Below are 21,235 nucleotides of genomic sequence, written 5' to 3'. Positions count from 1 at the left end.
GCGGGGCTAGTGCTCGTCCGCCAGCGTGCCGAGGTACAGCTGGATGACCTTGGGGTCCTTCATGAGCTCGCGGCCGGTGCCGGTGTACGCGTCCCTGCCCTGGTCCAGGACGTAGCCGCGGTCGCAGATCTGCAGGCAGCGGCGGGCGTTCTGTTCCACCATGATGACGGACACGCCGGCCCGGTTGATCTCGTGCACCCGCAGGAACGTCTCGTCCTGCTTGACGGGGGAGAGGCCTGCCGAGGGCTCGTCCAGCAGCAGCACCGCCGGTTCCATCATCAGGGCCCGCCCCATCGCCACCATCTGCCGCTCGCCGCCGGACAGGGACCCTGCACGCTGCGCCCGGCGTTTGCCGAGTTCAGGGAACAGGCTGGTGACGAAGTCGAAGCGCTCGGCGAAGTCCTTGGGACGCTGGAACATGCCCATCTGCATGTTTTCCTCGATGGTCAGCGTGGCGAAGACGTTGTTGGTCTGCGGCACGAATCCGACGCCCTGGGTCACCAGCTTGTTGGCCTTCAGTCCCGTGAGGTCACGGCCCCGGACCACGACGGACCCGGAGTGCACCTTGACCAGCCCGAACATGGCCTTCAGCAGGGTGGACTTGCCGGCCCCGTTCGGGCCGATAATGCCGATCAGCTCGCCCTTCCGGGCCTCGATGCTGCACCCGTTGAGGATGTTGACGCCGGGGAGGTAGCCGGCCACCAGGTCCGTGACTTTGACGACGACGCCGTCCTCTGCTGCGCTGTTTGCGGCCGGGGCCGGGCTCGTGGCACTCATTCCTTGTCCTTGTCTGTGGGGATGGCAGATGATCCGCCGGGCCGGAGGTCAGGTGCCACAGCGTCCACGGCGATGATGCCCGCATTCTCGGTGCCGACGATGGACTCCTCATCCGCCGCCAGTTCCTGCTCCAGCTCCCGAATGCCCTCGGTGTCGCCAAGATCGACGTCGTGGTGGGCGCCCAGGTAGGCGTCGATGACGGCGGGGTCCTTCATGACCTCGCCCGGGGGGCCCTCGGCCACGATCTTCCCTTCGGCCATGACCACCACCCAGTCGGCGATGTGCCGGACCATGTGCATGTCGTGTTCCACGAAGAGGACGGTCATGCCCTCGGACTTCAGGTTTTTGATGTGGTCCAGCAGCGACTGCGTCAGTGCCGGGTTGACCCCTGCCATCGGTTCGTCCAGCATCACCAGTTTGGGACGGACCATCAGGGAACGCGCCATCTCCAGCAGCTTGCGCTGGCCACCGGACAGCGAGGCCGCGTAGTCGTCCTTCTTGGTGTCGAGCTTGAACTTCTCCAGCAGGACGTTGGCGTGCTCGGTGATCTCCTTCTCCCGGCCGCCCCAGATGTTCTTGAACAGGGCCTTGGACAGCCTTTCACCCGGCTGGTTGGACGCGCCGAGCCGCATGTTCTCCATGACGGTGAGCTTGCCCATGACCTTGGTGAGCTGGAAGGTTCGCACCATGCCCATCCGCGCCACCTTGTAGGAGGACACCCCGGCGATGCTCTGGCCCTCGAACTGCCACTTGCCCGAGTTCGGCGTATCGAAGCCGGTGAGCAGGTTGAACAGGGTGGTCTTGCCGGCCCCGTTGGGGCCGATCAGGGCGGTGATCTTGTGCCGCGGAATCTCCAGGTAGTCGACGTCGACGGCGTTGATGCCCCCGAAGCTGCGGGTGACGTTTTCGGCGACGACGATCGGGTCCCGCTTCTTGCAGCCGGGGGTGTTTTCCCCGACGGCGATCGGACGGGTGTCCGTCATGTAGTCGACGCCCTCTTCCATTGCTTCCTCGCTGTGCTTGCTCATGCGAACGCCAGCTCCTTCTTGTTGCCAAAGACACCCTGTGGCCTGAAGATCATCAGCAGCATCAGGGCGATGCCCACCAGGATGTAGCGCAGCTGACCGGCCTGGACCGTGGTCAGCCAGGTCACCGCGCCGGATTCGATGAGACCGTACAGAACGCCCTGCGTGAGGGACAGGACCACCCAGAAGATCATGGCGCCGATCACCGGCCCGAGGACTGTTGCCATGCCGCCCAGCAGCAGGCAGGTCCACAGGAAGAACGTCAGCTCGGTGCCGTAGTTGGCCGGCTGCACGGCGCCCCGGGGGAGCGTGAAGATCATTCCGGCCAGCGCACCGAAGATGCCGCCGATCACGAGTGCCTGCATCTTGTGGGCGTACACGTTCTTGCCGAGTGAACGCACCGCGTTCTCGTCCTCGCGGATGCCTTTCAGGACGCGGCCCCAAGGGCTGCGCATCAGGAGCCAGACAAGGACGCAGCCGACCGCCACGAGTCCCCAGCCCACCACCCGGATGAAGAAGTCCCGGTTGTTCATGCCGAAATAGGAGCCCTCAGGGAACGGGTTCATCGAATAGAACCCGCCTTCGAAGGCGGCAAGCCCATTGGCGGAACCGGTCACGGACGTGAGCTGGTTGGTGGTGACGACGTAGCGCACGATTTCCGCTGCGGCGATGGTAACGATGGCCAGGTAGTCGGCCCGCAGGCGGAGCGTGGGAATGCCCAGCACCAGCGCAAAGAGCACCGAGCAGACGACGGCGATCAGCAGCCCCACGAAGAAGGGCACCCGGAAGCTGAGGGTCGAGATGGCGAAGCCGTAGGCGCCCACCGCCATGAAGCCGGCCTGGCCGAAGTTCAGCAGGCCCGAGTAGCCGAAATGCACGGCGAGGCCGAGCGCCGCGAGGGCGTAGGCCGCCGTCGTCGGGCTGAAAAGTTCCCCAGCAGCGCTGGCAAGGATAAATCCAAAGTCCATGGCTGTCTCCTAACCCACGCGCTCGCGGCGGCCCAGGATGCCCTGGGGCCGGAACAAGAGGACAACGATCATGATGAAGAGTGCTCCCACGTATTTGAGGTCGGCCGCGAGGCCGAACACTGTGGTCAGTTCGACGAAGATGCCGACGATGATGGACCCGACGAGGGCGCCGAAAACGGTGCCGAGGCCGCCAAGGGTCACGCCTGCGAAGATGAGCAGCAGGATCTGCGAGCCCATGTCGAAGGTGACGCCCGGGCGGTAGTAGGCCCAGAGGATGCCGCCCAGGGAGGCCAGGACACCGCCCACGATCCAGACCAGGCGGATGACGCCGTCGACGTCGATGCCGGAAGCGGCGGCCAGGGCGGGGTTGTCGGCCACCGCGCGGGTCGCCTTGCCGAGCCTGGTCTTCAGCAGCACGATGCCCAGGAGGGCGATCACGATGGCGCTGATGACCAGGGACCACAGGTTGTTGGGGGAGATGGAGACCGGGCCGATCTGGATTTCGGCGCTCTGCGCGAAGGGCAGCTGCTGCGTGGCCCCGCCGAAGTAGAACTGGATGATGTAGCGGACCGCCAGGGCCAATCCGATGCTGACAATCATCATGGGCACCAGGCCCGTGCCGCGGCGCCGCAGCGGGCGCCACAGCCCGGTGTCCTGCACATAGCCAAGGAGTCCGCCGCCGAGCAGGGCCAGGATGATGGCCAGCCAGAAGGGCAGGTTCAGGGCGCTGAATCCGAAGACCAGCACGGCGCCGAGCGTCACCATCTCGCCGTGCGCAAAGTTGGTGAGCCCGGTGGTGCCGAAGATCAGGGACAGGCCCACCGAGGCAAGGGCCAGCAGCAGGCCGAAGCTAAGGCCGGCCACAAGCCGGTTGAGGAGGTTCTGGCCGAAGTCCTGCTGCTGCACCACGATGCCCTTGCCGAAGGCGAAGATGACCGAGAGGTTTGACGTCTGGCTGAACGTGACGTTGCGGGGATTCGACTGGCCCTCGGCGAGCGTGATGCCCTCCGGAAGCGTTGACTCGTCCAGTTCGATTTCGTAGGTGCCCTGGGTGGGAACGCCAATCCGCCAGGACCCGTTGGCGCCCGAGGTTGCCTCGCCGGTGAAGTCGCCGCTCTTGGCGGTGATCTTGACGCCTTCGAGGGGACGCCGGGTATCGTCGCGGAGGAAGCCGCTGATGCTGTTCTGGAACTGCTGGTTCGACGGGGGTGGTGTCGGAGCTGGAGTGCCTGCCTGCGATGCCGGTGCTGCGACCAGCAGAAGTGCCACGACGGCGGAGGCAATGGCCCCCCATACCTTCAGCAGCCCGGCCGGCCGCCGGATAGGCAGCCCTCTCGGTGTGCGTCTCAAATTGAAAACCTCCACGTGGGGGTGGTTGCGGCTGCTTCGTTGCAGCCGCTGCGAACGGAGGGCGGCGGACGGAAGAGAGTTCCTGCTGGTGAAGCGGGCTTGACCAGCTGTGATATCCGTCACCCTGACCCGCTTATCGTACAGCGCGGGCAGTACAAACATCGCGGGCGGAGCTGACCATCAGATAGCGATCCGGTAACAACTGAAAAGTCCGCTGCCACAGCGGAACTTTCCCTGCCGTTAGTGCGTAGGAATTGATAGCGTGAGCTTTAGAACCAACACTCAACCCCCTAGACGGAGGACACCCGCAATGGCACTTGGCGGAAACCCGATCTTCAACGGAAAGAATTTCCGTGAAGCCACCCAGGCACCGCCTGTCCCGCAGGCGTACGGCCAGAACCACTACGGCCAGAACCAGTTCGGCCAGCCGCAGTACGGCCAGGGCCGCGCTCCCGGCTCGGTCATGGACGCCCAGTCCGGCTGGATGTCGCAGCAGCAGAACATGACCAACGACCAGCTGCAGCAGATGTACAACCGGCCGGCGGCCGGCCCCGCCGAAACCGGACGGATGACCTTCGACGACGTCATCGTCAAGACCGCCATCTGCCTCGCGGCGGTAGTGGTTGGCGCGGCCGTCACCCTGACGGTGAGCCTGTCGCTCGCCAGCATGCTCATGATCGTGGGCGCGCTGGGCGGCTTTGTCCTGGCCCTGGTCAACACGTTCAAGAAGCAGCCCTCGCCGGCCCTCATCCTGGCCTACGCCGCGCTCGAGGGCTTCTTCCTCGGAGGCCTGACCCGCATCCTCGACGGGATGTACCCGGGCGTCGGCCTGCAGGCGGTCATCGGCACGCTGTCCGTGTTCGCCGTGACCCTGGTGCTCTTCAAGAGCGGCAAGGTCCGCGCCACGCCCAAGGCAATGCGCTTCTTCATGATCGCGGTCATCGGCTACGCGGTGTTCGCCTTGATCAACATGATCATGATGTGGACCGGCGCGGTGGATTCACCCTTCGGCCTGCGCACGAGCGTTGAGATCTTCGGCATCCCGCTGGGCGTCTTTATCGGCCTGCTCGCGATCGGCCTCGCCGCCTTCTCGCTGATCATGGACTTCACCAGCATCGAGGCCGGCGTCCGCGCCGGAGCGCCGGAGCGCTTCTCCTGGACCGCCGCCTTCGGCCTCACCGTCACGCTCGTGTGGCTGTACGTGGAAATCATCCGCCTGCTGGCGATCCTCCGCGGCGGGGAAGAATAGGCACATAGCGGCTGCCGCCGTCGTTCCTCAGTAGCATGAAGTGGGGCCCCGCCAACCGGCGGGGCCCCACTTTCGCGTCAAGACTGGGGTTTTTGTCCATTTGTCGCGACTTCGGGGGCCATTTGGAGCCATTATCTGTACAAAATCTCCAGTGGAACGGGCTAGGTGAGCCGCTCCAGCACCACGGCCATGCCCTGGCCGCCGCCGACGCAGAGGGTGGCCAGGCCCAGCGTTCCGTCCGTTTCGCGCAGGCCGTTGAGCAGCGTGGTGGTCATCCGCGCGCCGGTCATGCCGAAGGGGTGGCCCAAGGCGATGGCGCCGCCGTGGATGTTGAGCTTGGCCGGGTCGATTTTGAGTTCGCGGGCGCTGGCCACCACCTGGACGGCGAACGCCTCGTTGAGCTCCACGAGGTCGATGTCCCGCATGTCCAGGCGGGCGCGGGCCAGCGCCTGCCTGGAGGCCTCCACCGGCCCCATCCCCATCAGTTCGGGGGACAGGGCGGTGGCCGCGGTGGAGACGATCCTGGCAAGCGGCTCCAGCCCGAGGTCCCGGGCCAGGTCGTAGCTCATGACCACCAGGGCCGCGGCGCCGTCATTGAGCGGGCACGCATTGCCGGCAGTGACCGTGCCCTCGCGCCGGAAGACCGGCTGCAGGGCGCTGACGGCCTCGAGGCTCACGCCGGGGCGCGGCGAGTCGTCCCGGTCCACCACCGTGCCGTCGCGCCGCTCGTACGGTGTGATTTCGCGGGCGTAGAAGCCGGAGGCGATCGCCGCCTCGGCCCGGTTCTGGCTCAGCACGGCCCACTCATCCTGGTCCGCACGGCTGATCCCGTAGGACGTGGCCACGTTCTCGGCCGTCTGGCCCATGGCGATGTAGATGTCCGGCATCCGGTCACCCAGCCGCGGATCAGTCCAGGGCGTGTTCGACTCCGCCCGTGCGGCCGTCCGCTGGCGGGCCGGTTCGAACAGCGGGTTGTGGTTTTGGGCTCCCGTTTCGCCCGCCCCGGCCCAGTCCTGGTAGCGGGACACGGCTTCGACGCCGGCCGCCACGAACGCCTGGCCCTCGCCCGCCCGGATGGCGTGGAAGGCCATCCGAAGGGTCTGCAGGCTGGAGGCGCAGAACCGGTTGACGGTGGCCGCGGGTACGTTGTCCAGTCCGGTGAGGATGGTGACGACGCGTGCCATGTTGGATCCCGCCTCGCCGCTGGGTTCGGCGCAGCCGAGATAGAGGTCGTCCAGTCCGGGCCCGGTGTCCCCGGTGGGGTCGAACGCCGGCAGTTTGGCCAGCGCCGCCCGGACCATGGCGGCGGCCATGTCGTCCGGCCGCTCATCCTTCAGTGAGCCCTTGAAGGCGCGGCCGATCGGGCTCCTGGCGGTTGAAACAATGACTGCTTCAGGCATGCGACCAGCCTACGCCCGGACCCGCCTCCGCGCAGGGGAGCTATACCAGCCGCATTGCCCCTGCCGCCGGGGTGACGGTGAAGATGTCCGGTGCGGCGTACCCCGCCTCCGCAAAGGCATGTACGACGGCGGCACGCACCTGCTGCTCCTCGCTCACCGGAGTCAGGGCAATGGCCGCTCCGCCAAAACCTCCGCCGGTCATCCGGGCGCCGATGGCGCCGTTCGCCCGTGAGCTCCCGACGGCGAGATCCAGTTCCGGACAGGAAATCTCGAAGTCGTCGCGCATGGACGCGTGGCTGGCATCGAGCAGGGCCCCGATGGCCGACGGTCCCTGCTGCCGCAGGAGTTCCACGGTCTGCAGCACACGGTCGTTCTCTGTGACCACGTGCCGGACGCGGCGGAACGTGACCTCGTCCAGCAGCCCGCTGGCCTCTTCGAGGTCGCCCACGGTGACGTCGCGGAGCGCCTTGACGCCCAGCACCTGGGCACCCAGTTCGCAGGAGGCGCGGCGGGAGGCATAGCCGCCGTCGGCATGGGAGTGGGAGACCTTGGTGTCGATGACCAGCAGGACGAGGCCAGCAGCCTCCGCCTCGAAGGGGACCAATTCGACGCTCTGGTCGCGGCAGTCCAGGAACACGGCGTGGCCCTTCGAACCGCGCAGCGAGGCGGACTGGTCCATGATGCCCGTGGGCGCACCTACAAAGTCGTTCTCCGCACGTTGTGTGGCCAGCACCATGTCCTCCGGGCCCATGCCGGCGCCGGTGAGGTCGTTGAGTGCGGAGATCACCGCGCATTCAATGGCGTGCGAGGAGGACAGTCCGGCGCCAAGCGGCACATCGGAGTCCAGCAGCAGGTCCAGTCCCGGGACGTCGATGCCGCGCTGCTGCAGGGACCAGATGACGCCCAGCGGGTACTTGGTCCAGCCCTTGGCCGTGCCGCCCTCCAGAGACGCGGTGTCCGCCGCCGTGATTCCCTGGTCCCCGTAGGTCGAGAGCATCCGGACGGTGGAGTCCGGGCGTACCCCCACGGCCACGCGGGCGGTCCTGTCGATCGCAAACGGCAGCACGAAACCCTCGTTGTAGTCCGTGTGTTCGCCGATCACGTTGACCCGGCCGGGAGCCTGCCACACGCCGTCGGGCTGGCGGCCGAACGCGGCGGAAAACCGCGCCTCGAGGTCGGTGGTGGCGGGGGCGGTCATGCGTGGGCTCCTTCGATGAGGTCCGGCTCGATCAGTCCGGGGGCAACCGGAGCGAGGGCTTCGGCGGGGGATGCCGGGACGGTGACCGAGCGGAGCCGCTCCGCCACCTGTTCGGGCATGGTGTCGTTGATGAAGGCCCCCATGGCCGCCTCCGAGCCGGCCAGGAACTTCAGCTTGTCCTCCGCCCGGCGCGGGGACGTCAGCTGCAGGTGCAGGTAGCTGGCCGGACGCAGGAGATCATCCACAGGTGCCTGGTGCCACGCTGAAATGTAGGGCGTCGGGGTGGGATAGAGCGCGTCGAGGCGCTTGAGCAGGTCGAGGTAGACGTGGGCCAGTTCGTCCTTCTCCTCCCCGCTCAGCGCGGCCAGGTCCGGGACCTGGCGGTGCGGGACGAGGTGGATCTCCAGCGGCCACCGGGCAGCGAATGGAACGTAGGCGCTGAAGCTGTCGCTTTCCAGCACCATCCGGCTGCCGTCCTCCCGCTCGGCTCGCAACAGTGAGCCGGTCAGCGTCTGCTGCCCGCCGGCGTCGTCATAAAACCTGCGGGCGGCGGCGCCCATGACAGCGGCGCGCGGGGTGACGTACGGGTAGGCGTAGATCTGGCCGTGCGGATGGTGCAGGGTGACGCCGATGTCCGCGCCGCGGTTTTCGAACGGGAAAACCTGTTTGATGCCTGGCAGCGCGCTGAGCGCAGCCGTCCGGTGTGCCCAGGCCTCCACCACCGTGCGGGCGCGGGTTTCGCTCAGGCCGCTGAATGATCCTGTGTGCTCCGGGGTGAAGGTGACCACCTCACAGCGCCCGAACGCCGGGCCGGTGGTACCCCAGCCTGGGTTGGCAGGGACGGGGCCCACTGCCGGGCCGAGGGAGGGGAAGCGGTTCTCGAATACCACGACGTCGTAGTCCGGCGCCGGGATCTCGGACGGGTTGGCGTCGGTGGTGGGGCAGATGGGGCACTGGTCCGCGGGCGGGAGGTGGGTGCGTGTCTGCCGGTGCGCGGCCACGGCCACCCATTCGCCGGTCAGTGCGTCGAACCGGACTTCGCCAGGCTCGCCGCGGGGCGGAAGGTCCCGGCCGTCCTGCGTGAGCTCCACGGACCGGGGTCGGGTTGAGCCGGCGTCGTCGAAATAGAGCAGTTCGCGGCCGTCGGCGAGCTGGGTGCTGGTGATGTGGGTCATGCGTCGTGTCCTTTGAACGCGGGGGTCATGGGTGGTTGGTTCAGCAATGTTTGGTTTACCGGCGCCAGCCGCAGCTCGCCGACGGACTGCCGGAGCAGGTTCTCGGCGCCGGGGCCGGCGGCACCCGTTCTGATCCGGTCGTCGCTGATGAGGGTGCCGACGGCGGATAGCGGGGCGATCCGGGCGAGCCCCACGGTCCCGTATTTGGTGGCGTCGGCGAGCACTGCCAATCTGTCGGAGGCAGCGACCATGGCGGCGTTGACCTCGGACTCGAGGAGATTCGGCGAGGTGATGCCGGCCTTCGGGTCGAAGCCGTGCACGCCCATGAAGCACAGGTCGGCGTGCAGGTTGTCCAGCGCATGCACCGTCACCGGGCCAACGAGGGCTTCGGACGGGGTGCGCTGGCCGCCGAGCACCACGGTGCGGATGCCGCCGTCGCCGGCCGGACCCAATGAGTTGGCCACCATGAGGGAGTTGGTGGCCACCGTGAGCCCGAGATCCCGGGGGAGCAGCCGCGAGAGCTCGTGAGTGGTGGTGCCGCCGGAAACCAGCAGGGTCATGCCGGGGCGGAGCAGCGTGAGCGCCTCCGCGGCGATGGCCCGTTTCGCATCCGTTTCCCGTGCCGATTTGGCGCCGAACCCCGGTTCAAGTGTGCTGAAGGAGGAGGCACGGGTGGCGCCGCCGTGAACCCGCAGCAGCAGGCCTTCGGCGTCGAGCACGTCGATGTCGCGGCGGACGGTCATTTCGGAGACGCGAAGCAGGTCTGCCAGCGCTGCCACGCGGACGGTTCCTTCCGCGTCGAGCTCTTGGAGGATGCGGTGCTGCCGCTGCGTTGCGAGCACTTGTCTCCTCCTTCCCCGGTGACCCAGGCGTCTGTGTTTGTGGGCCCGGTCACTTTCGGGCTCGGAATCCATTGTGGCACAAAACGATCAAAAACAAATACTTTCTACCAAAAGATAACAAGGCTGTTCGTTCCCTCATGGGGCATGGGTTGCCGTATGTGCGTTGTACGGTAGGTCCATGACTTCCGGCGCGACTTCCGAAACCAGCGATTCCGTCCAGGCTCAGCGGCGCTACGCCACGGGCAGGCAGTACGAGCTCAGGCGGGGCGACGCGCTCGCCGTGGTCACTGAGCTGGCTGCCGGGCTGCGGTGGTACAGCCGGGGAGGCGTTCAGCTGACCGAGTCCTACGGGGATTCCGACATTCCGCCCGGCGCGGCGGGCATCACGCTGGCGCCGTGGGCCAACCGGGTGGAGGACGGGGTATGGCACCTGAACGGCAAGAAGCAGCAGCTGGATATCACCGAGGTTTCCAAAAACAACGCCAGCCACGGGCTGCTGCGGAATGCGTCGTACGCCCTGGTGGCCGAATCCGAGTTTGCCGTGACTCTTGAGGCGCCCGTGTTCCCCCAGCACGGCTACCCCTTCCTGGTATGGCACCGGGTGGAGTACTCCCTGGCCGAAGACCTGGGCCTGGAGGTGCGGCAAACCCTGGTCAATGATTCCGGGGCCGAGGCGCCGTTCGTGCTCGGTGCGCACCCCTACCTCCGGATTGGCGATGTTCCCTCCGAGGAACTCACCCTGACCGTGAACGCCGCCACGCGGCTGGTGGCGGATGCGCGGATGATCCCCCGCAGCTCCGAGCCGGTTTCGGCGGACAGCGACCTGCGCCGGGGGAGGACGGTGGGGGAGCTGGATCTCGACGCCGCCCTGACCGATCTGGAGTTCGACGGCGGCATCGCCCGGCACACGCTGACGGCTCCGGACGGCCGCAGCGTAAGCCTCTGGCAGGACGAGACCTGCCCGTTCGTCCACGTCTTTGTCAGCCGCATCTACCCGGGCCGGCCCGCAGCCGTGGCGCTGGAACCGATGACCGGTCCGGCCAATGCCTTCAACTCGGGGGACAGCCTCCGCTGGCTGGCCCCCGGCGACTCGTTCACGGCTACCTGGGGCATCCGCGCCGACCTGGGCTAGGTCAGGCGGGCCCTGTTCCTCCTACTCCGCTTTCCCATAACCCTGCGGCTAGGGAAGTATTGGGCTATGACGCCAGCAAGGGACGCCACACCAGACAACGCAGCCAACATGGGCGCCAGCGCCACCGGAAGCGCAGCCGCGGCCGGGAGCGGCGGCAACACCGGCGGGGCAGGCGCAGCAGCGGGCGCCGGACCCGTCGGGCGCGGCCCCTTCGAGCGCCTCGAGCCGCGGCGCATCCGCACCGACCGTGACCTGGAGCAGGACATTCCCTACGGCGTGCGCATTGCGGCGGCATGGGCCTGGCGGCTGGGCCTGATCCTGCTGATCACCGGGGCACTGGTCTGGCTGCTGGCCAAGGTCAGTTTCCTCATCATTCCCGTTATGGTGGCAGCGCTGCTGGCCGGCCTGCTGAGTCCGGTGGTGCGCTGGCTGCGAGAGTCCCAGGTGCCCAACGGCGCCGCCGTCGCGATCACCGTCCTTGCCTTCATCGGCCTTATCGCCGGTTCCCTGGCACTCGTCGGCCGGCAGCTTGCCCTCGGTTTCCAGGAGCTGTGGAGCGAAGCGCTGACCGGCATCCAGCAGATCCAGGACTGGCTGGCCCAGGGGCCGCTGCACCTGAGCGCGGCGCAGATCGACCAGTACATCAAGGAGGCCACGGCGGCGCTGCAGAACAACAGCAGCAGTATCCTCAGCGGGGCACTCTCCTTCGGCAGCACTGCCGGGCACTTCGCCGCCGGCATGATCCTGGCGCTGTTCATCCTGATCTTCTTCCTCCTCGAGGGCAGCCGCATCTGGGCGTTCCTGGTCCGGCTCCTGCCGCGCCAGGCCCGCGCGGCCACTGACGGCGCCGGCCGGCGCGGCTGGGCGTCCATGGTCAGCTATGCCCGGATCCAGATGTTTGTGGCGTTCGTGGACGCCGTGGGCATCGGCGCCGGCGCGGCGATCATCGGAGTCCCGCTGGCGTTGCCCCTGGCGGTGCTGGTTTTCATCGGCTCCTTCATCCCCATCGTCGGTGCGCTGGTGACGGGCGCCATCGCGGTGCTGCTCGCGCTGGTGGCCAACGGCCCGGTCAACGCACTCATCATGCTGGGCATCGTGCTGCTGGTGCAGCAGCTGGAAAGCCACATCCTGCAGCCGCTGGTCATGGGCAAGGCTGTTGCCCTGCACCCGGTGGCCGTGATCCTGTCCGTTGCCGCCGGTTCTTACCTTGCCGGCATCCCCGGTGCGCTGTTCTCGGTGCCCATCCTGGCCGTAGCAAATTCGGCGATTCGGTATATTGCTGCCAGAACGTGGGAACATGAACTTGTGCCGGCTGCCGCGGGTACCGCAGACCCGGCCTCTGCCGACGAGGACAACACGTTCAAGGATGTCCGGCTGCCGGGCTCGCATTCCGGCCACGGCAACCCTGCCGGCACTGCACACGGCGCCCCGGACGGCAACGCTGCCCCGGGTGCCGACGTTGAATCACCCAAAGGAGAATAGTTCGTGAACACCCCCGAAAGCCTTCCCGTCACGCTGGACGATGTCCTTGAGGCGCAGAAGCTGCTGGACGGGATTATTGCGCGGACACCGGTGGAGTCCTCCCGGGCCCTGGGCGGCATGGTGGGCGGCGACGTCTATTTCAAGTGTGAGAACCTGCAGCGCGCCGGCTCCTTCAAGGTGCGCGGCGCCTACGTGCGGATGGCGCGCCTCTCCGAAGCCGAGAAGAAGCGCGGAGTGGTGGCTGCTTCCGCTGGCAACCATGCGCAGGGCGTGGCGGTCGCCGCCAAGAGCCTGGGCATCAAGGCCCGGATCTACATGCCGCTCGGCGTGGCCCTGCCCAAGCTTGCCGCCACGCGCAGCCACGGCGCCGAGGTGGTCCTGCACGGGCACAACGTGGATGAAGCCCTGGCCGAGGCCCAGCGCTACGCCGACGACACGGGAGCGGTCTTCGTCCACCCCTTCGACAACGTGGACGTCGTGGCAGGCCAGGGCACGCTGGGCCTGGAGATCCTCGAGCAGGTGCCCAATGTTGACACCATCCTCATGGGGGTCGGCGGCGGGGGCTTGCTGGCCGGCGTCGCGGTTGCCGTGAAGGCCCGCGCCAGGGAGCTCGGCCGCGACATCCGCATCATCGGCGTCCAGGCAGAGAATGCGGCCGCCTACCCGCCGTCGCTGGCAGCGGATGCCCTGGTGCCGCTCAAGAAGGTTTCCACCATGGCCGACGGCATCGCCGTCGGCCGGCCTGGCCAGCTTCCGTTCAGCATCATCCGTGAACTGGTGGATGACGTGGTCACGGTCAGCGAGGACTCGCTGGCCCGCGCCCTGATCTTCCTGCTGGAACGGGCCAAGATGGTGGTGGAGCCCGCCGGTGCCGTGGGCGTGGCGGCCCTCATGGACGGCAAGATCGAAAACCCGGGAACCACCGCCGTCGTGCTCTCCGGCGGGAACATCGACCCCATGCTGATGCTCAAGGTGATCCAGCGCGGCCTGTCCGCCGCCGGCCGCTACATGACCGTGCGCATGATGCTCGATGACCGGCCGGGTTCGCTGGCCACCATCGCGCGGATCATCGCCGAGAACGATGCCAACGTCACCGGCCTCGACCACACCCGGGTAGGCGGCTCCATCAGCATGGGCGACGTGTCCATCACCGTGAACCTGGAAACCAAGGGCCACGAACACGGCGAACAGGTCCTCGGTGCCCTGCGCGCCGAGGGATTCCAGCCGATCGTGGTGCACTAGGAGCCGGCATGCTGGACAGTTCCGGAGAGGCGCCGGCCGGCAGGGCAACGGCTGCCGCCCGTGCCAGGGGCGGACTGCTGGTGGTGGGTTCCTTCGTGGCGCTCCTGTTCGCCATCGAACTGCTCAACACGGTGCTGCTGCACTCCCTGAACGGCGTCTTCGGGCTCAGGCCCAGAAGCGCCGACGGCGTCCTGGACGTGTTCACCTTCCCGCTGCTGCACGCCAACCTCAACCACGTGCTGTCCAATGCCCTGCCGCTGATCATCTTCGGGTTCCTGGTGTTCCTGTCCGGGCTCCGGGTCTTCCTCACGGCCGTCGCCTGCAGCTGGCTGGGCTCCGGCCTGGCCGTCTGGCTGTTTGGCGCCGGCGGGGTCACCGTGGGCTCGTCCGGCCTGGTCTTCGGCCTGTTCGCGTTCCTCCTGGTGCGCGGCTTCATCAACCGCAGCTGGTGGCAGATCCTCCTCTCGGTGGTGCTGTTCCTCGCCTACGGCGGCATCCTTTTCGGGATCATTCCGAACCTGGCGGGATACGTCTCCTGGCAGGCACACCTCGGCGGCGCCGCAGGCGGCGTCCTGGCCGCCGTGGTGCTGCGGGCCCGGGTCTCCCGCCGCTGAACACAGCTGAACTGCTCTGAACGCCGCTATGCGGCGCCAGCAGGGCTAAGACGGGTTAAAGCACGACGCCGGCCGTCCCCGGAAGGGGAGGGCCGGCGTCGTGCGTTTGCAGCGACCGCGGACGGATGCGGTGTTAGCCGGAGTAGGGCTTGGCGGAAATGATCTCTACCGAGATGTCCTTGCCGTTGGGGGCGGTGTAGCTGAGCTTGTCGCCCTCCTTGTGGCCCATGATGGCGGAACCGAGCGGGGACTTCTCGCTGAAGACGTCGAGGTCGGAGTCGCCGGCGATTTCGCGGGAGCCGAGCAGGAAGGTCTCCTCGTCACCGGCGATGCGGGCGACGACGATCATGCCGGGCTCAACGATTCCGTCGTCGGCCGGTGCCTCGCCGACGTGGGCATCGCGGAGCAGGACGGTCAGCTGGCGGATGCGGGCCTCGATCTTGCCCTGCTCTTCCTTCGCAGCGTGGTAACCGCCGTTCTCCTTGAGGTCGCCCTCCTGACGCGCGGCATCGATTTTCTGGACGATTTCCGCCCGGCCGGCGCCGGAAAGATGGTCCAGCTCTGCCTTCAGGCGGTCAAAAGCTTCCTGGGTAAGCCAAGCTGCAGGCGCACTGTTAGTGGTAGACACGGACTTCTCCTCTAGTGGGTGTACAAGCGGTCAAACAAACAAAGACCCCGCCACGGTGGCCACCTGTGGAACTCAGCAACCATCTCAGCGGGGTAAAGGTATTGATTCATTGTAGTCAATCCTGTGGAGTAAACCCAATAACCAAGGGGCGTGGGTCACATAGCTTCTTCTGCTGCCCGCTTACCCGGCGTGCCTAATCGGGCCTAGGAGGCCGCGGGCTTCGGGATCCAGCAGCTGTCCACGACGCCCGAGACGGCCTGCGATTCGGTGCGCAGGACAACCCGCTGGGCGAGGGTGCGTCCGCCGTCGGCGCTTTGGCCCTGCGCCTCCTGCGGGACGGGCGGGATGTCGACCACCTTCCAGCCGACCACCGCGAACTTGGAATCGAGCGCCTTGACGGCGCACTTGACTGCCGTGCCGGGTTCCCTCGTCACCTGGAAGTCCACTTCGGCCTGGGTGGCATCCGTGGTCCGGTAGCCGATGTCCTTGAACGTCACCGACGCCGTGGCATTGGACGTGGACACCCAGGCCAGAAAGCCCATCCCGGCCGCAAGCGCAGCGATTCCCGCCCAGCGCTTGGCCTTCCCGGACATCCTGCGCTTTGGGGGGCCATAGCGATTGGCTAGGCTAATGTCTGCAGGCTGGGCGGTGGCCGACTTGTCCTCGGTAGTCACCCTTCCAGTTTAGTGGCGATCAACGCGGGAAATATCCGGCGTCAGCATTGCAGTCCGTCCCAGGAGAAAGAGGAGCAGTCCCAGATGACAGCGTCCACCAGCCAGACGTCCAAGCTTCGCCTGCTGGCAGTCCACGCCCACCCGGATGACGAATCCAGCAAGGGCGCAGCCACCATGGCGATGTACGCCGCGGCCGGCGTGGATGTGATGGTCGCAACCTGCACGGACGGCTCCCGCGGCGACATCCAGAACCCCGCCATGGAGGCCGCGCCCCATCCGAAGCGGGACATGGCCGGTGCCCGGCGCCTGGAAATGAACGAGGCCGCCCGGATCCTCGGCATCCGGCAGCGCTGGCTGGGCTTCGTGGACTCGGGGCTGCCCGAAGGGGACCCGCTCCCGCCGCTGCCGGCTGGCTGCTTTGCCCTGCAGCCCCTGGAACGCGCTGCGGCGCCCCTCGTCAGGCTGGTCCGGGACTTCAAGCCGCACGTCATGGTCAGCTATGACGAGAACGGCGGCTACCCGCATCCGGACCACATCATGGCGCACCGGGTTGCGGTGGAAGCCTTCGAAGCCGCGGGCGACCCCGCCAGGTATCCGGGCACCGGGGAGGCGTGGGAGCCCAGCAAGCTCTACTACGACCGCGCGTTCAGCCCCGAACGCTTCCGTGCGCTGCACTTCGCGCTGGAGGAGGCCGGCCTCCAGTCGCCCTACGCGCAGCGCCTTGCCGCCTGGCTTGAGGCCGACGCCGAAGGCCACACGCCGCCTCCGCCCACGCATGAGACCACCACCCAGGTGGACTGCGGCGACTTCTTCGAGACCCGTGACAACGCGCTCCGCGCCCACCGGACCCAGGTGGACCCGCTGGGCTTCTTCTTCGCCGTGTCGGCCGAAATGCAGGCGCGCGTCTGGCCCTGGGAGGACTACACGCTGATCCAGTCGAAGGTGGCCCCGGAGCTGCCGGAAAAGGACCTGTTCGCGGGGCTAAGATAGAGACAAGAGACATTTTCTATCCCGCGTAGAAAGTTTCCGCGTACCGTGCGGAAACACCGTGCGGCCGTGGCCGCGCGCGTACCAACGGGCCGGACGTTAGCCCAGGCTGCCGACGGCGGCCCCAGCCTTGAGAAGGTTTGAACAGTGCACCATTTGCTCATCGCCCTGGCAGCGTCCCCGGCACCCTCGCCGTCGCTGCGCCCCGGCCTGTCCGAGGACCAGGTCACGCCCGGCCTGCTGGGCTTCCTGCTGACCGCCTTCATCGTGGTGCTCACCGCGCTGCTGATCGTGGACATGGTGCGCCGCATCCGCCGCGTGCGGTACCGTGCGCAGGTGGAGGAAGAACGCCTGGCTGCCGCCGAGGCGGCGGACATTGCCCGCGACGATGCCGCCAACGGCAATGCAGGCCGCACCGACACCTGATCCCCGATCAGGGCCGCCCGCACCAGGGCAACCCCGGCCAGGGGATCCCCGGCCGGGGGAACGCAACGCCCTCGATGCTGAACCCTCGGCCTACCTGCGCCAGCACGCCGGCAACCCGGTGCACTGGCAGCCGTTCGGGGACGCCGCCTTTGCGGCTGCCGCGTCCCGGGACGTTCCGGTGTTCCTCTCCATCGGCTACGCCGCCTGCCACTGGTGCCACGTCATGGCCCGCGAATCCTTCGAGGACCAGTCCACCGCCGATTACCTGAACCGCCATTTCGTGCCGGTCAAGGTGGACCGCGAGGAACGTCCGGACGTGGACTCGGTGTACATGGCCGCTACCCAGGCCATCAGCGGCGAGGGCGGCTGGCCCATGTCCGTCTTCCTGACCCCCGCGGGCCTGGCCTTCCACGCGGGCACCTACTACCCGCCCCGTCCCATGCCCGGGCGCCCCTCCTTCCGCCAGGTTCTTGAGGCTGTGTCCGAGGCCTGGGTAGAACGCCGCGGCGCCGTCGAGGAAAACGCCCGCTCGCTCGCGCAGAACATGGGCCAGGTGCAGCTCGCCGCCGCCGTGGACGTGTCCCGGCCCCCGGAACTGCTCGACGCCGGCCTGCTGCCGGCCGCCGTCCGTTCCCTGGCCGGGTCCGAAGACCCCGACGACGGCGGGTTCGGCACCGCCCCCAAATTCCCGCCGTCGGCCGTTCTGGAGTTCCTGATCCGGCACGCGGCGGTCCCCTCGGACACGGCCGGTGAAGCCCGGGAGATGGCCGGGCGCACCCTCGCGGCCATGGCCCGCTCGGCTCTCTTTGACCAGCTCGACGGCGGTTTCGCCCGCTACTCGGTGACGCGGGACTGGTCCGTTCCGCACTTCGAAAAGATGCTCTACGACAACGCCCAGCTGCTGCGGACTTACGTCCACTGGATCAGGCTGGGCGGCACTGCAGGGTTCCCGGCCGCCGAGGCTGCGGATGTCGCGGCGCGGACCGCCGAATGGATGCTCGCCGCGCTGGGGCTTCCGGAGGGCGGGCTGGCGTCCTCGCTGGATGCGGACTCCGTGGTGGACGGGGAGCACCACGAAGGGGGCAGCTACCTCTGGACTCCCGCGGATCTCGAACAGGTGCTTGGCGCGGAGGACGCCACCGCTGCCGCCTGGATGATGAACATCGGCCCCCGCGGCACCGTCTCGGAGCTCGGCTCGCCGCTGCACCCGGGCCGGGCACTGGACTCAGACGAGGTGCGGCTCTGGCAGGAGGTGCGGGGCCGCCTCCGGGAAGCCAGGGCACGGCGGCCGCAGCCCGAGCGGGACGAGAAAGTGGTGGCCGGCTGGAACGGGCTCGCCGTGGCGGCGCTCGCGGAGGCCGGCGCCGTCCTGGACCGGCCGGACCTGGTGGACGCTGCCGGCCGGATCGCCGGCTACCTGGAACGGGTCCACTGGCGGCCGGAACCTGGCGGGCCGCAGGCGGCCGGGCAACTGGTCCGGGTGTCGCACGGCGGCGCAGCCCGGGGCATCGGCGGCCTGCTCGAGGACTATGCCTTCTGCGCGGACGGCTTCCTGGCCCTGTATGCGGCCACAGGCGCCGGCCGCTGGTACGCGCTCGCCGAGGCGCTGATCCAGGCCGCCTGCACCCGGTTCGTCGACGGCGGCAGGCTCGCCGACTCGGCGGGGGAATCGGAGCAGGTGGTCAGCGCCCAGGGCGGAACGCCGGGCCTGGATCCCTTCGACAACGCGACGCCCAGCGGCGCGGCCGCCTTCGCCGGCGTCCTGCTGAGCTACGCCGCCCTGTCCGGTTCCGCCGAACACCGGACCATCTCCGCGAACATCCTGGCACTGGTGCCCCCGCTGGCAACACGGGCACCGCGGGTGGCGGGATGGCTCCTGGCCACAGCGCAGGCCGCGCTTGCCGGGCCGGTGGAGGCCGCCGTCGTCGGGCCTCCCGGTCCGGAGCGGGACGCCCTCCACCGCGCGCTGCTGCTGTCCCCGAGCCCGGGGCTGGTGGTGGCGGCAGGGGACGCGGACGACGGCGGGACGCCGGCAGAAGTGCCGCTGCTGCGGCACAGGACGGCCGGACCCGGCGGAGAGCCGCTGGTGTATGTGTGCCGCGGCATGGTCTGTGACCGGCCGGTGGCAACCGCTGAGGAGGCGCTCGAGCGGGTCAGCTCAGCACGGCCATGAGGATGGCCGCGAAGTGCGCGCCGAAGGCCAGCACCGTGAACGCGTGGAACAGTTCGTGGAAGCCAAAGTGCCGGTAGCTGAAGTTGGGCTTCTTGAGCGCGTAGAACACGGCCCCGGCGATGTACAGTGCGCCGCCGATGCAGATGAGCAGTGCCGCCGGGACGCTCGCGGCGAAAAACGCGGGCAGGTAGAACAGGGACCCGCAGCCGAGGCCGATGTAGATGGGCACATACAGCCACCGCGGGGCGTCGGTCCACAGCAGCCGGAACAGCACCCCGAGGACCGCGGCGGGCCAGATCAGCCAGAGCAGGACCTCCGCCGCCGGCCTGTCCAGCAGGCTCCACGCGAGCGGCGTGTAGCTGCCGGCAATCACCAGCATGATGTTGGTGTGGTCGAGCCGTTTGAGGACGCGCTTGACCCCGGGGGACCAGTTGCCGCGGTGGTAGACCGCGCTGACTCCGAACAGCAGGACCCCGGTCAGGGCATAGATGGCGGACGTGATCTTGCGGTCCGCCGTGGGAGCCAGCGCAACCAGGACAATCCCCGCAGCCAGGGCTAACGGGGCGGTGACGGTGTGGATCCATCCCCGCCACTTTGGCTTGATGGTCAGCAGTTCTGCGATGCGTTCCGCGGCGTCGTCCACGGCGCTTGGCTCTGTTGCCGGGGCCGGCTGCCGGCCTGGGTTCCGTTTCGCAGGTTCCGGGTCCGGCCCGCCCGGCGCGCCCGGCCTGCCATCCGGGGCATTGCTCTCCATGCCCTCCAGAATAACCTACGGTTCAGTAAGTTACCTGCCGGTAGTGTTCCGGTCCTGGTGCTTGGGAGGCTCGTCCGCCGGACCGCTCTGCGGGCACCTGCACACGGCCCCGGCCTGCGGGCGGTAGCCTAGGACTTGCAGAAAAGTCGTACAGCAGGAAGTCAGGTGAATCTCCGGATGGAATGGCCCGGGTTCCTCTATGGCTTCTACGAGCGCAAGCTGCTGCGGTCCCTGGAGCCGGAACGGATCCCCCGCCACATTGGCGTCATGGTGGACGGCAACCGGCGCTGGGCGCGGCAGTTCAATGCCCCGACCAGCCAGGGCCACCAGGCCGGCGCCGACAAGATCCACGAGTTCCTCGGCTGGTGCCAGGAGCTTGGCGTCCGGGTGGTCACCCTGTACATGCTTTCCACGGACAACATGAGCCGTTCCGGCGAGGAGCTCGATCTCCTCATGGGCATCATCGCCAACACGCTGGACCGGCTGGACGAGGATGAGGACATCTCGGTGCACGCCATGGGCGCCCCGGAGCTGCTCCCGGACTACCTGGCGGACCGCCTGACCAAGCTCACTGCCCGGACGCCGGTGCGCGAGAAACTGCACGTGAACGTGGCCGTCGGCTATGGCGGCCGACGCGAAATCGTGGACGCGGTACGCGAGCTGCTGCACGACGCCGTGGCGCACAAGGCCGACATCACCGAGCTCGCGGATTCCCTGAGCGTGGAGGACATCTCACGCTTCCTCTACACCCGCGGGCAGCCCGATCCGGACCTGGTCATCCGGACGTCCGGGGAGCAGCGGCTCTCGGGTTTCCTCATGTGGCAAAGCGCCTACAGCGAGTTCTACTTCTGCGAGGCACTCTGGCCGGCCTTCCGGAAGGTCGATTTCCTGCGCGCCCTCCGTGACTACGCGGGCCGGCAGCGGCGCTTCGGTTCATAGCCCTTCCGTTGTCTGGCGGCCCTGCCATGGGCTGTTTCCGTTCACTCCGAATTCACGCGCCGGCAACAGGAATCGCCGGAAGAAGACGTTGGAAATTACTGCGGGCCGATTTACGTTAAACCCATCAGCAGGCAAACCGCCGGCTGATCGGGGAGGCCAGTACATGGAGCGATTTTTCGCACCGGCTGTATGGGAGGCCG

Annotated in this window: 20 protein-coding genes; 9 read left to right on the top strand and 11 right to left on the bottom strand. The window is 67.8% G+C overall.

Translation table 11 applies throughout. The features are described 5' to 3' along the window. Positions 1–6: 6 nt before the first annotated feature. The 4 genes from BWQ92_RS04025 to BWQ92_RS04010 are packed head-to-tail and all read right to left on the bottom strand — an operon-like array spanning position 7 to position 4,075. The gene (locus BWQ92_RS04025) at positions 7–777 is read right to left on the bottom strand and encodes an ABC transporter ATP-binding protein (RefSeq protein WP_076798397.1); all 771 of its coding nucleotides are present in this window, start codon (positions 775–777) and stop codon (positions 7–9) included. Then, positions 774–1,805 carry an ABC transporter ATP-binding protein gene (locus tag BWQ92_RS04020; RefSeq protein ID WP_076798396.1) on the bottom strand — a complete coding sequence of 344 codons (1,032 nt, stop codon included), beginning with the start codon at positions 1,803–1,805 and terminating at the stop codon, positions 774–776. Before BWQ92_RS04020 ends, BWQ92_RS04025 begins: the two co-directional genes overlap by 4 nt. Continuing rightward, positions 1,802–2,770, bottom strand: coding sequence for a branched-chain amino acid ABC transporter permease (locus BWQ92_RS04015; protein ID WP_076798395.1), 969 nt, complete (start codon positions 2,768–2,770; stop codon positions 1,802–1,804). Before BWQ92_RS04015 ends, BWQ92_RS04020 begins: the two co-directional genes overlap by 4 nt. A 9-nt stretch (positions 2,771–2,779) precedes the next feature. After that, a complete protein-coding gene (locus tag BWQ92_RS04010; RefSeq protein ID WP_076803499.1) occupies positions 2,780–4,075 on the bottom strand; it encodes a branched-chain amino acid ABC transporter permease in 1,296 nt (431 codons plus the stop codon). A gap of 355 nt (positions 4,076–4,430) precedes the next feature. Here BWQ92_RS04010 and BWQ92_RS04005 point away from each other — a divergent pair, with 355 nt between their 5' ends. After that, positions 4,431–5,369: a Bax inhibitor-1/YccA family protein gene (locus BWQ92_RS04005; RefSeq protein WP_076798394.1), complete on the top strand. Its 939-nt coding sequence runs from the start codon at positions 4,431–4,433 to the stop codon at positions 5,367–5,369. Positions 5,370–5,530: 161 nt separating this feature from the next. On the opposite strand, the gene BWQ92_RS04000 is transcribed toward BWQ92_RS04005, so the two are convergent. Genes BWQ92_RS04000 through BWQ92_RS03985 form a run of 4 tightly spaced genes read right to left on the bottom strand, consistent with a single transcriptional unit; the run spans position 5,531 to position 9,984 of the window. Continuing rightward, on the bottom strand, positions 5,531–6,769 hold the full coding sequence (locus BWQ92_RS04000) for an acetyl-CoA C-acetyltransferase (RefSeq protein ID WP_076798393.1): 1,239 nt from the start codon (positions 6,767–6,769) through the stop codon (positions 5,531–5,533). Positions 6,770–6,809: 40 nt separating this feature from the next. Next, on the bottom strand, positions 6,810–7,967 hold the full coding sequence (gene galK, locus BWQ92_RS03995) for a galactokinase (protein WP_076798392.1): 1,158 nt from the start codon (positions 7,965–7,967) through the stop codon (positions 6,810–6,812). Beyond that, entirely contained in the window at positions 7,964–9,142 is a 1,179-nt protein-coding gene (gene galT, locus BWQ92_RS03990; protein ID WP_076798391.1) for a galactose-1-phosphate uridylyltransferase, read from the bottom strand. Before galT ends, galK begins: the two co-directional genes overlap by 4 nt. Beyond that, on the bottom strand, positions 9,139–9,984 hold the full coding sequence (locus BWQ92_RS03985; RefSeq protein WP_076798390.1) for a DeoR/GlpR family DNA-binding transcription regulator: 846 nt from the start codon (positions 9,982–9,984) through the stop codon (positions 9,139–9,141). The genes galT and BWQ92_RS03985 overlap by 4 nt, the downstream gene beginning before the upstream one ends. 178 nt (positions 9,985–10,162) lie before the next feature. Between BWQ92_RS03985 and BWQ92_RS03980 the strand changes: the two genes are divergently transcribed. The 4 genes from BWQ92_RS03980 to BWQ92_RS03965 all read left to right on the top strand — a co-directional run bounded on the left by BWQ92_RS03980 (position 10,163) and on the right by BWQ92_RS03965 (position 14,454). Then, on the top strand, positions 10,163–11,116 hold the full coding sequence (locus tag BWQ92_RS03980) for an aldose 1-epimerase family protein (RefSeq protein ID WP_076798389.1): 954 nt from the start codon (positions 10,163–10,165) through the stop codon (positions 11,114–11,116). Between the two features lie 66 nt (positions 11,117–11,182). Continuing rightward, positions 11,183–12,598 carry an AI-2E family transporter gene (locus BWQ92_RS03975; RefSeq protein ID WP_157365094.1) on the top strand — a complete coding sequence of 472 codons (1,416 nt, stop codon included), beginning with the start codon at positions 11,183–11,185 and terminating at the stop codon, positions 12,596–12,598. 3 nt (positions 12,599–12,601) lie between these two features. Beyond that, positions 12,602–13,840: a threonine ammonia-lyase gene (gene ilvA / locus BWQ92_RS03970; RefSeq protein ID WP_076798388.1), complete on the top strand. Its 1,239-nt coding sequence runs from the start codon at positions 12,602–12,604 to the stop codon at positions 13,838–13,840. 8 nt (positions 13,841–13,848) lie between these two features. Further along, a complete protein-coding gene (locus tag BWQ92_RS03965; RefSeq protein WP_076798387.1) occupies positions 13,849–14,454 on the top strand; it encodes a rhomboid family intramembrane serine protease in 606 nt (201 codons plus the stop codon). Between the two features lie 133 nt (positions 14,455–14,587). Here BWQ92_RS03965 and greA read toward each other — a convergent pair whose 3' ends face one another. Together greA and BWQ92_RS03955 are read right to left on the bottom strand one after the other, a co-directional pair. Continuing rightward, a complete protein-coding gene (gene greA, locus BWQ92_RS03960) occupies positions 14,588–15,082 on the bottom strand; it encodes a transcription elongation factor GreA (RefSeq protein WP_076798386.1) in 495 nt (164 codons plus the stop codon). Positions 15,083–15,285: 203 nt separating this feature from the next. Further along, the gene (locus tag BWQ92_RS03955; protein WP_076798385.1) at positions 15,286–15,756 is read right to left on the bottom strand and encodes a DUF4307 domain-containing protein; all 471 of its coding nucleotides are present in this window, start codon (positions 15,754–15,756) and stop codon (positions 15,286–15,288) included. Positions 15,757–15,840: 84 nt separating this feature from the next. On the opposite strand from BWQ92_RS03955, the gene mca reads away from it, so the two are divergent. From mca to BWQ92_RS03940, 3 genes are all read left to right on the top strand, one after another. Then, on the top strand, positions 15,841–16,746 hold the full coding sequence (gene mca, locus BWQ92_RS03950) for a mycothiol conjugate amidase Mca (RefSeq protein ID WP_076798384.1): 906 nt from the start codon (positions 15,841–15,843) through the stop codon (positions 16,744–16,746). A gap of 144 nt (positions 16,747–16,890) precedes the next feature. After that, positions 16,891–17,169: a hypothetical protein gene (locus BWQ92_RS03945; protein ID WP_076798383.1), complete on the top strand. Its 279-nt coding sequence runs from the start codon at positions 16,891–16,893 to the stop codon at positions 17,167–17,169. After that, a complete protein-coding gene (locus BWQ92_RS03940) occupies positions 17,147–19,342 on the top strand; it encodes a thioredoxin domain-containing protein (RefSeq protein ID WP_076798382.1) in 2,196 nt (731 codons plus the stop codon). The genes BWQ92_RS03945 and BWQ92_RS03940 overlap by 23 nt, the downstream gene beginning before the upstream one ends. Here the strand turns inward: BWQ92_RS03940 and trhA are convergent. After that, positions 19,323–20,096 (bottom strand): PAQR family membrane homeostasis protein TrhA, encoded by a 774-nt coding sequence (trhA, locus tag BWQ92_RS03935; protein ID WP_236783097.1) that lies wholly within the window; start codon positions 20,094–20,096, stop codon positions 19,323–19,325. The genes BWQ92_RS03940 and trhA overlap by 20 nt on opposite strands. Before the next feature lie 177 nt (positions 20,097–20,273). Between trhA and BWQ92_RS03930 the strand changes: the two genes are divergently transcribed. Next, on the top strand, positions 20,274–21,035 hold the full coding sequence (locus BWQ92_RS03930; protein WP_076803496.1) for an isoprenyl transferase: 762 nt from the start codon (positions 20,274–20,276) through the stop codon (positions 21,033–21,035). Positions 21,036–21,235 lie beyond the last annotated feature (200 nt).

Source organism: Arthrobacter sp. QXT-31, from assembly GCF_001969265.1.
In the GTDB taxonomy this organism is placed as follows: domain Bacteria; phylum Actinomycetota; class Actinomycetes; order Actinomycetales; family Micrococcaceae; genus Arthrobacter.
This window is presented reverse-complemented; position numbering and strand designations above follow the sequence as displayed.

Coding starts and splice junctions, on each gene's coding strand:
- mca (WP_076798384.1), top strand. CDS start 15,841: ATGACAGCGTCCACCAGCCAGACGTCCAAGCTTCGCCTGCTGGCAGTC.
- BWQ92_RS04000 (WP_076798393.1), bottom strand. CDS start 6,769: ATGCCTGAAGCAGTCATTGTTTCAACCGCCAGGAGCCCGATCGGCCGC.
- BWQ92_RS04005 (WP_076798394.1), top strand. CDS start 4,431: ATGGCACTTGGCGGAAACCCGATCTTCAACGGAAAGAATTTCCGTGAA.
- BWQ92_RS03975 (WP_157365094.1), top strand. CDS start 11,183: ATGACGCCAGCAAGGGACGCCACACCAGACAACGCAGCCAACATGGGC.
- BWQ92_RS04015 (WP_076798395.1), bottom strand. CDS start 2,770: ATGGACTTTGGATTTATCCTTGCCAGCGCTGCTGGGGAACTTTTCAGC.
- trhA (WP_236783097.1), bottom strand. CDS start 20,096: ATGGAGAGCAATGCCCCGGATGGCAGGCCGGGCGCGCCGGGCGGGCCG.
- galT (WP_076798391.1), bottom strand. CDS start 9,142: ATGACCCACATCACCAGCACCCAGCTCGCCGACGGCCGCGAACTGCTC.
- BWQ92_RS04025 (WP_076798397.1), bottom strand. CDS start 777: ATGAGTGCCACGAGCCCGGCCCCGGCCGCAAACAGCGCAGCAGAGGAC.
- BWQ92_RS04020 (WP_076798396.1), bottom strand. CDS start 1,805: ATGAGCAAGCACAGCGAGGAAGCAATGGAAGAGGGCGTCGACTACATG.
- BWQ92_RS03965 (WP_076798387.1), top strand. CDS start 13,849: ATGCTGGACAGTTCCGGAGAGGCGCCGGCCGGCAGGGCAACGGCTGCC.
- BWQ92_RS03980 (WP_076798389.1), top strand. CDS start 10,163: ATGACTTCCGGCGCGACTTCCGAAACCAGCGATTCCGTCCAGGCTCAG.
- BWQ92_RS03930 (WP_076803496.1), top strand. CDS start 20,274: ATGGAATGGCCCGGGTTCCTCTATGGCTTCTACGAGCGCAAGCTGCTG.
- galK (WP_076798392.1), bottom strand. CDS start 7,967: ATGACCGCCCCCGCCACCACCGACCTCGAGGCGCGGTTTTCCGCCGCG.
- BWQ92_RS03940 (WP_076798382.1), top strand. CDS start 17,147: ATGCAGGCCGCACCGACACCTGATCCCCGATCAGGGCCGCCCGCACCA.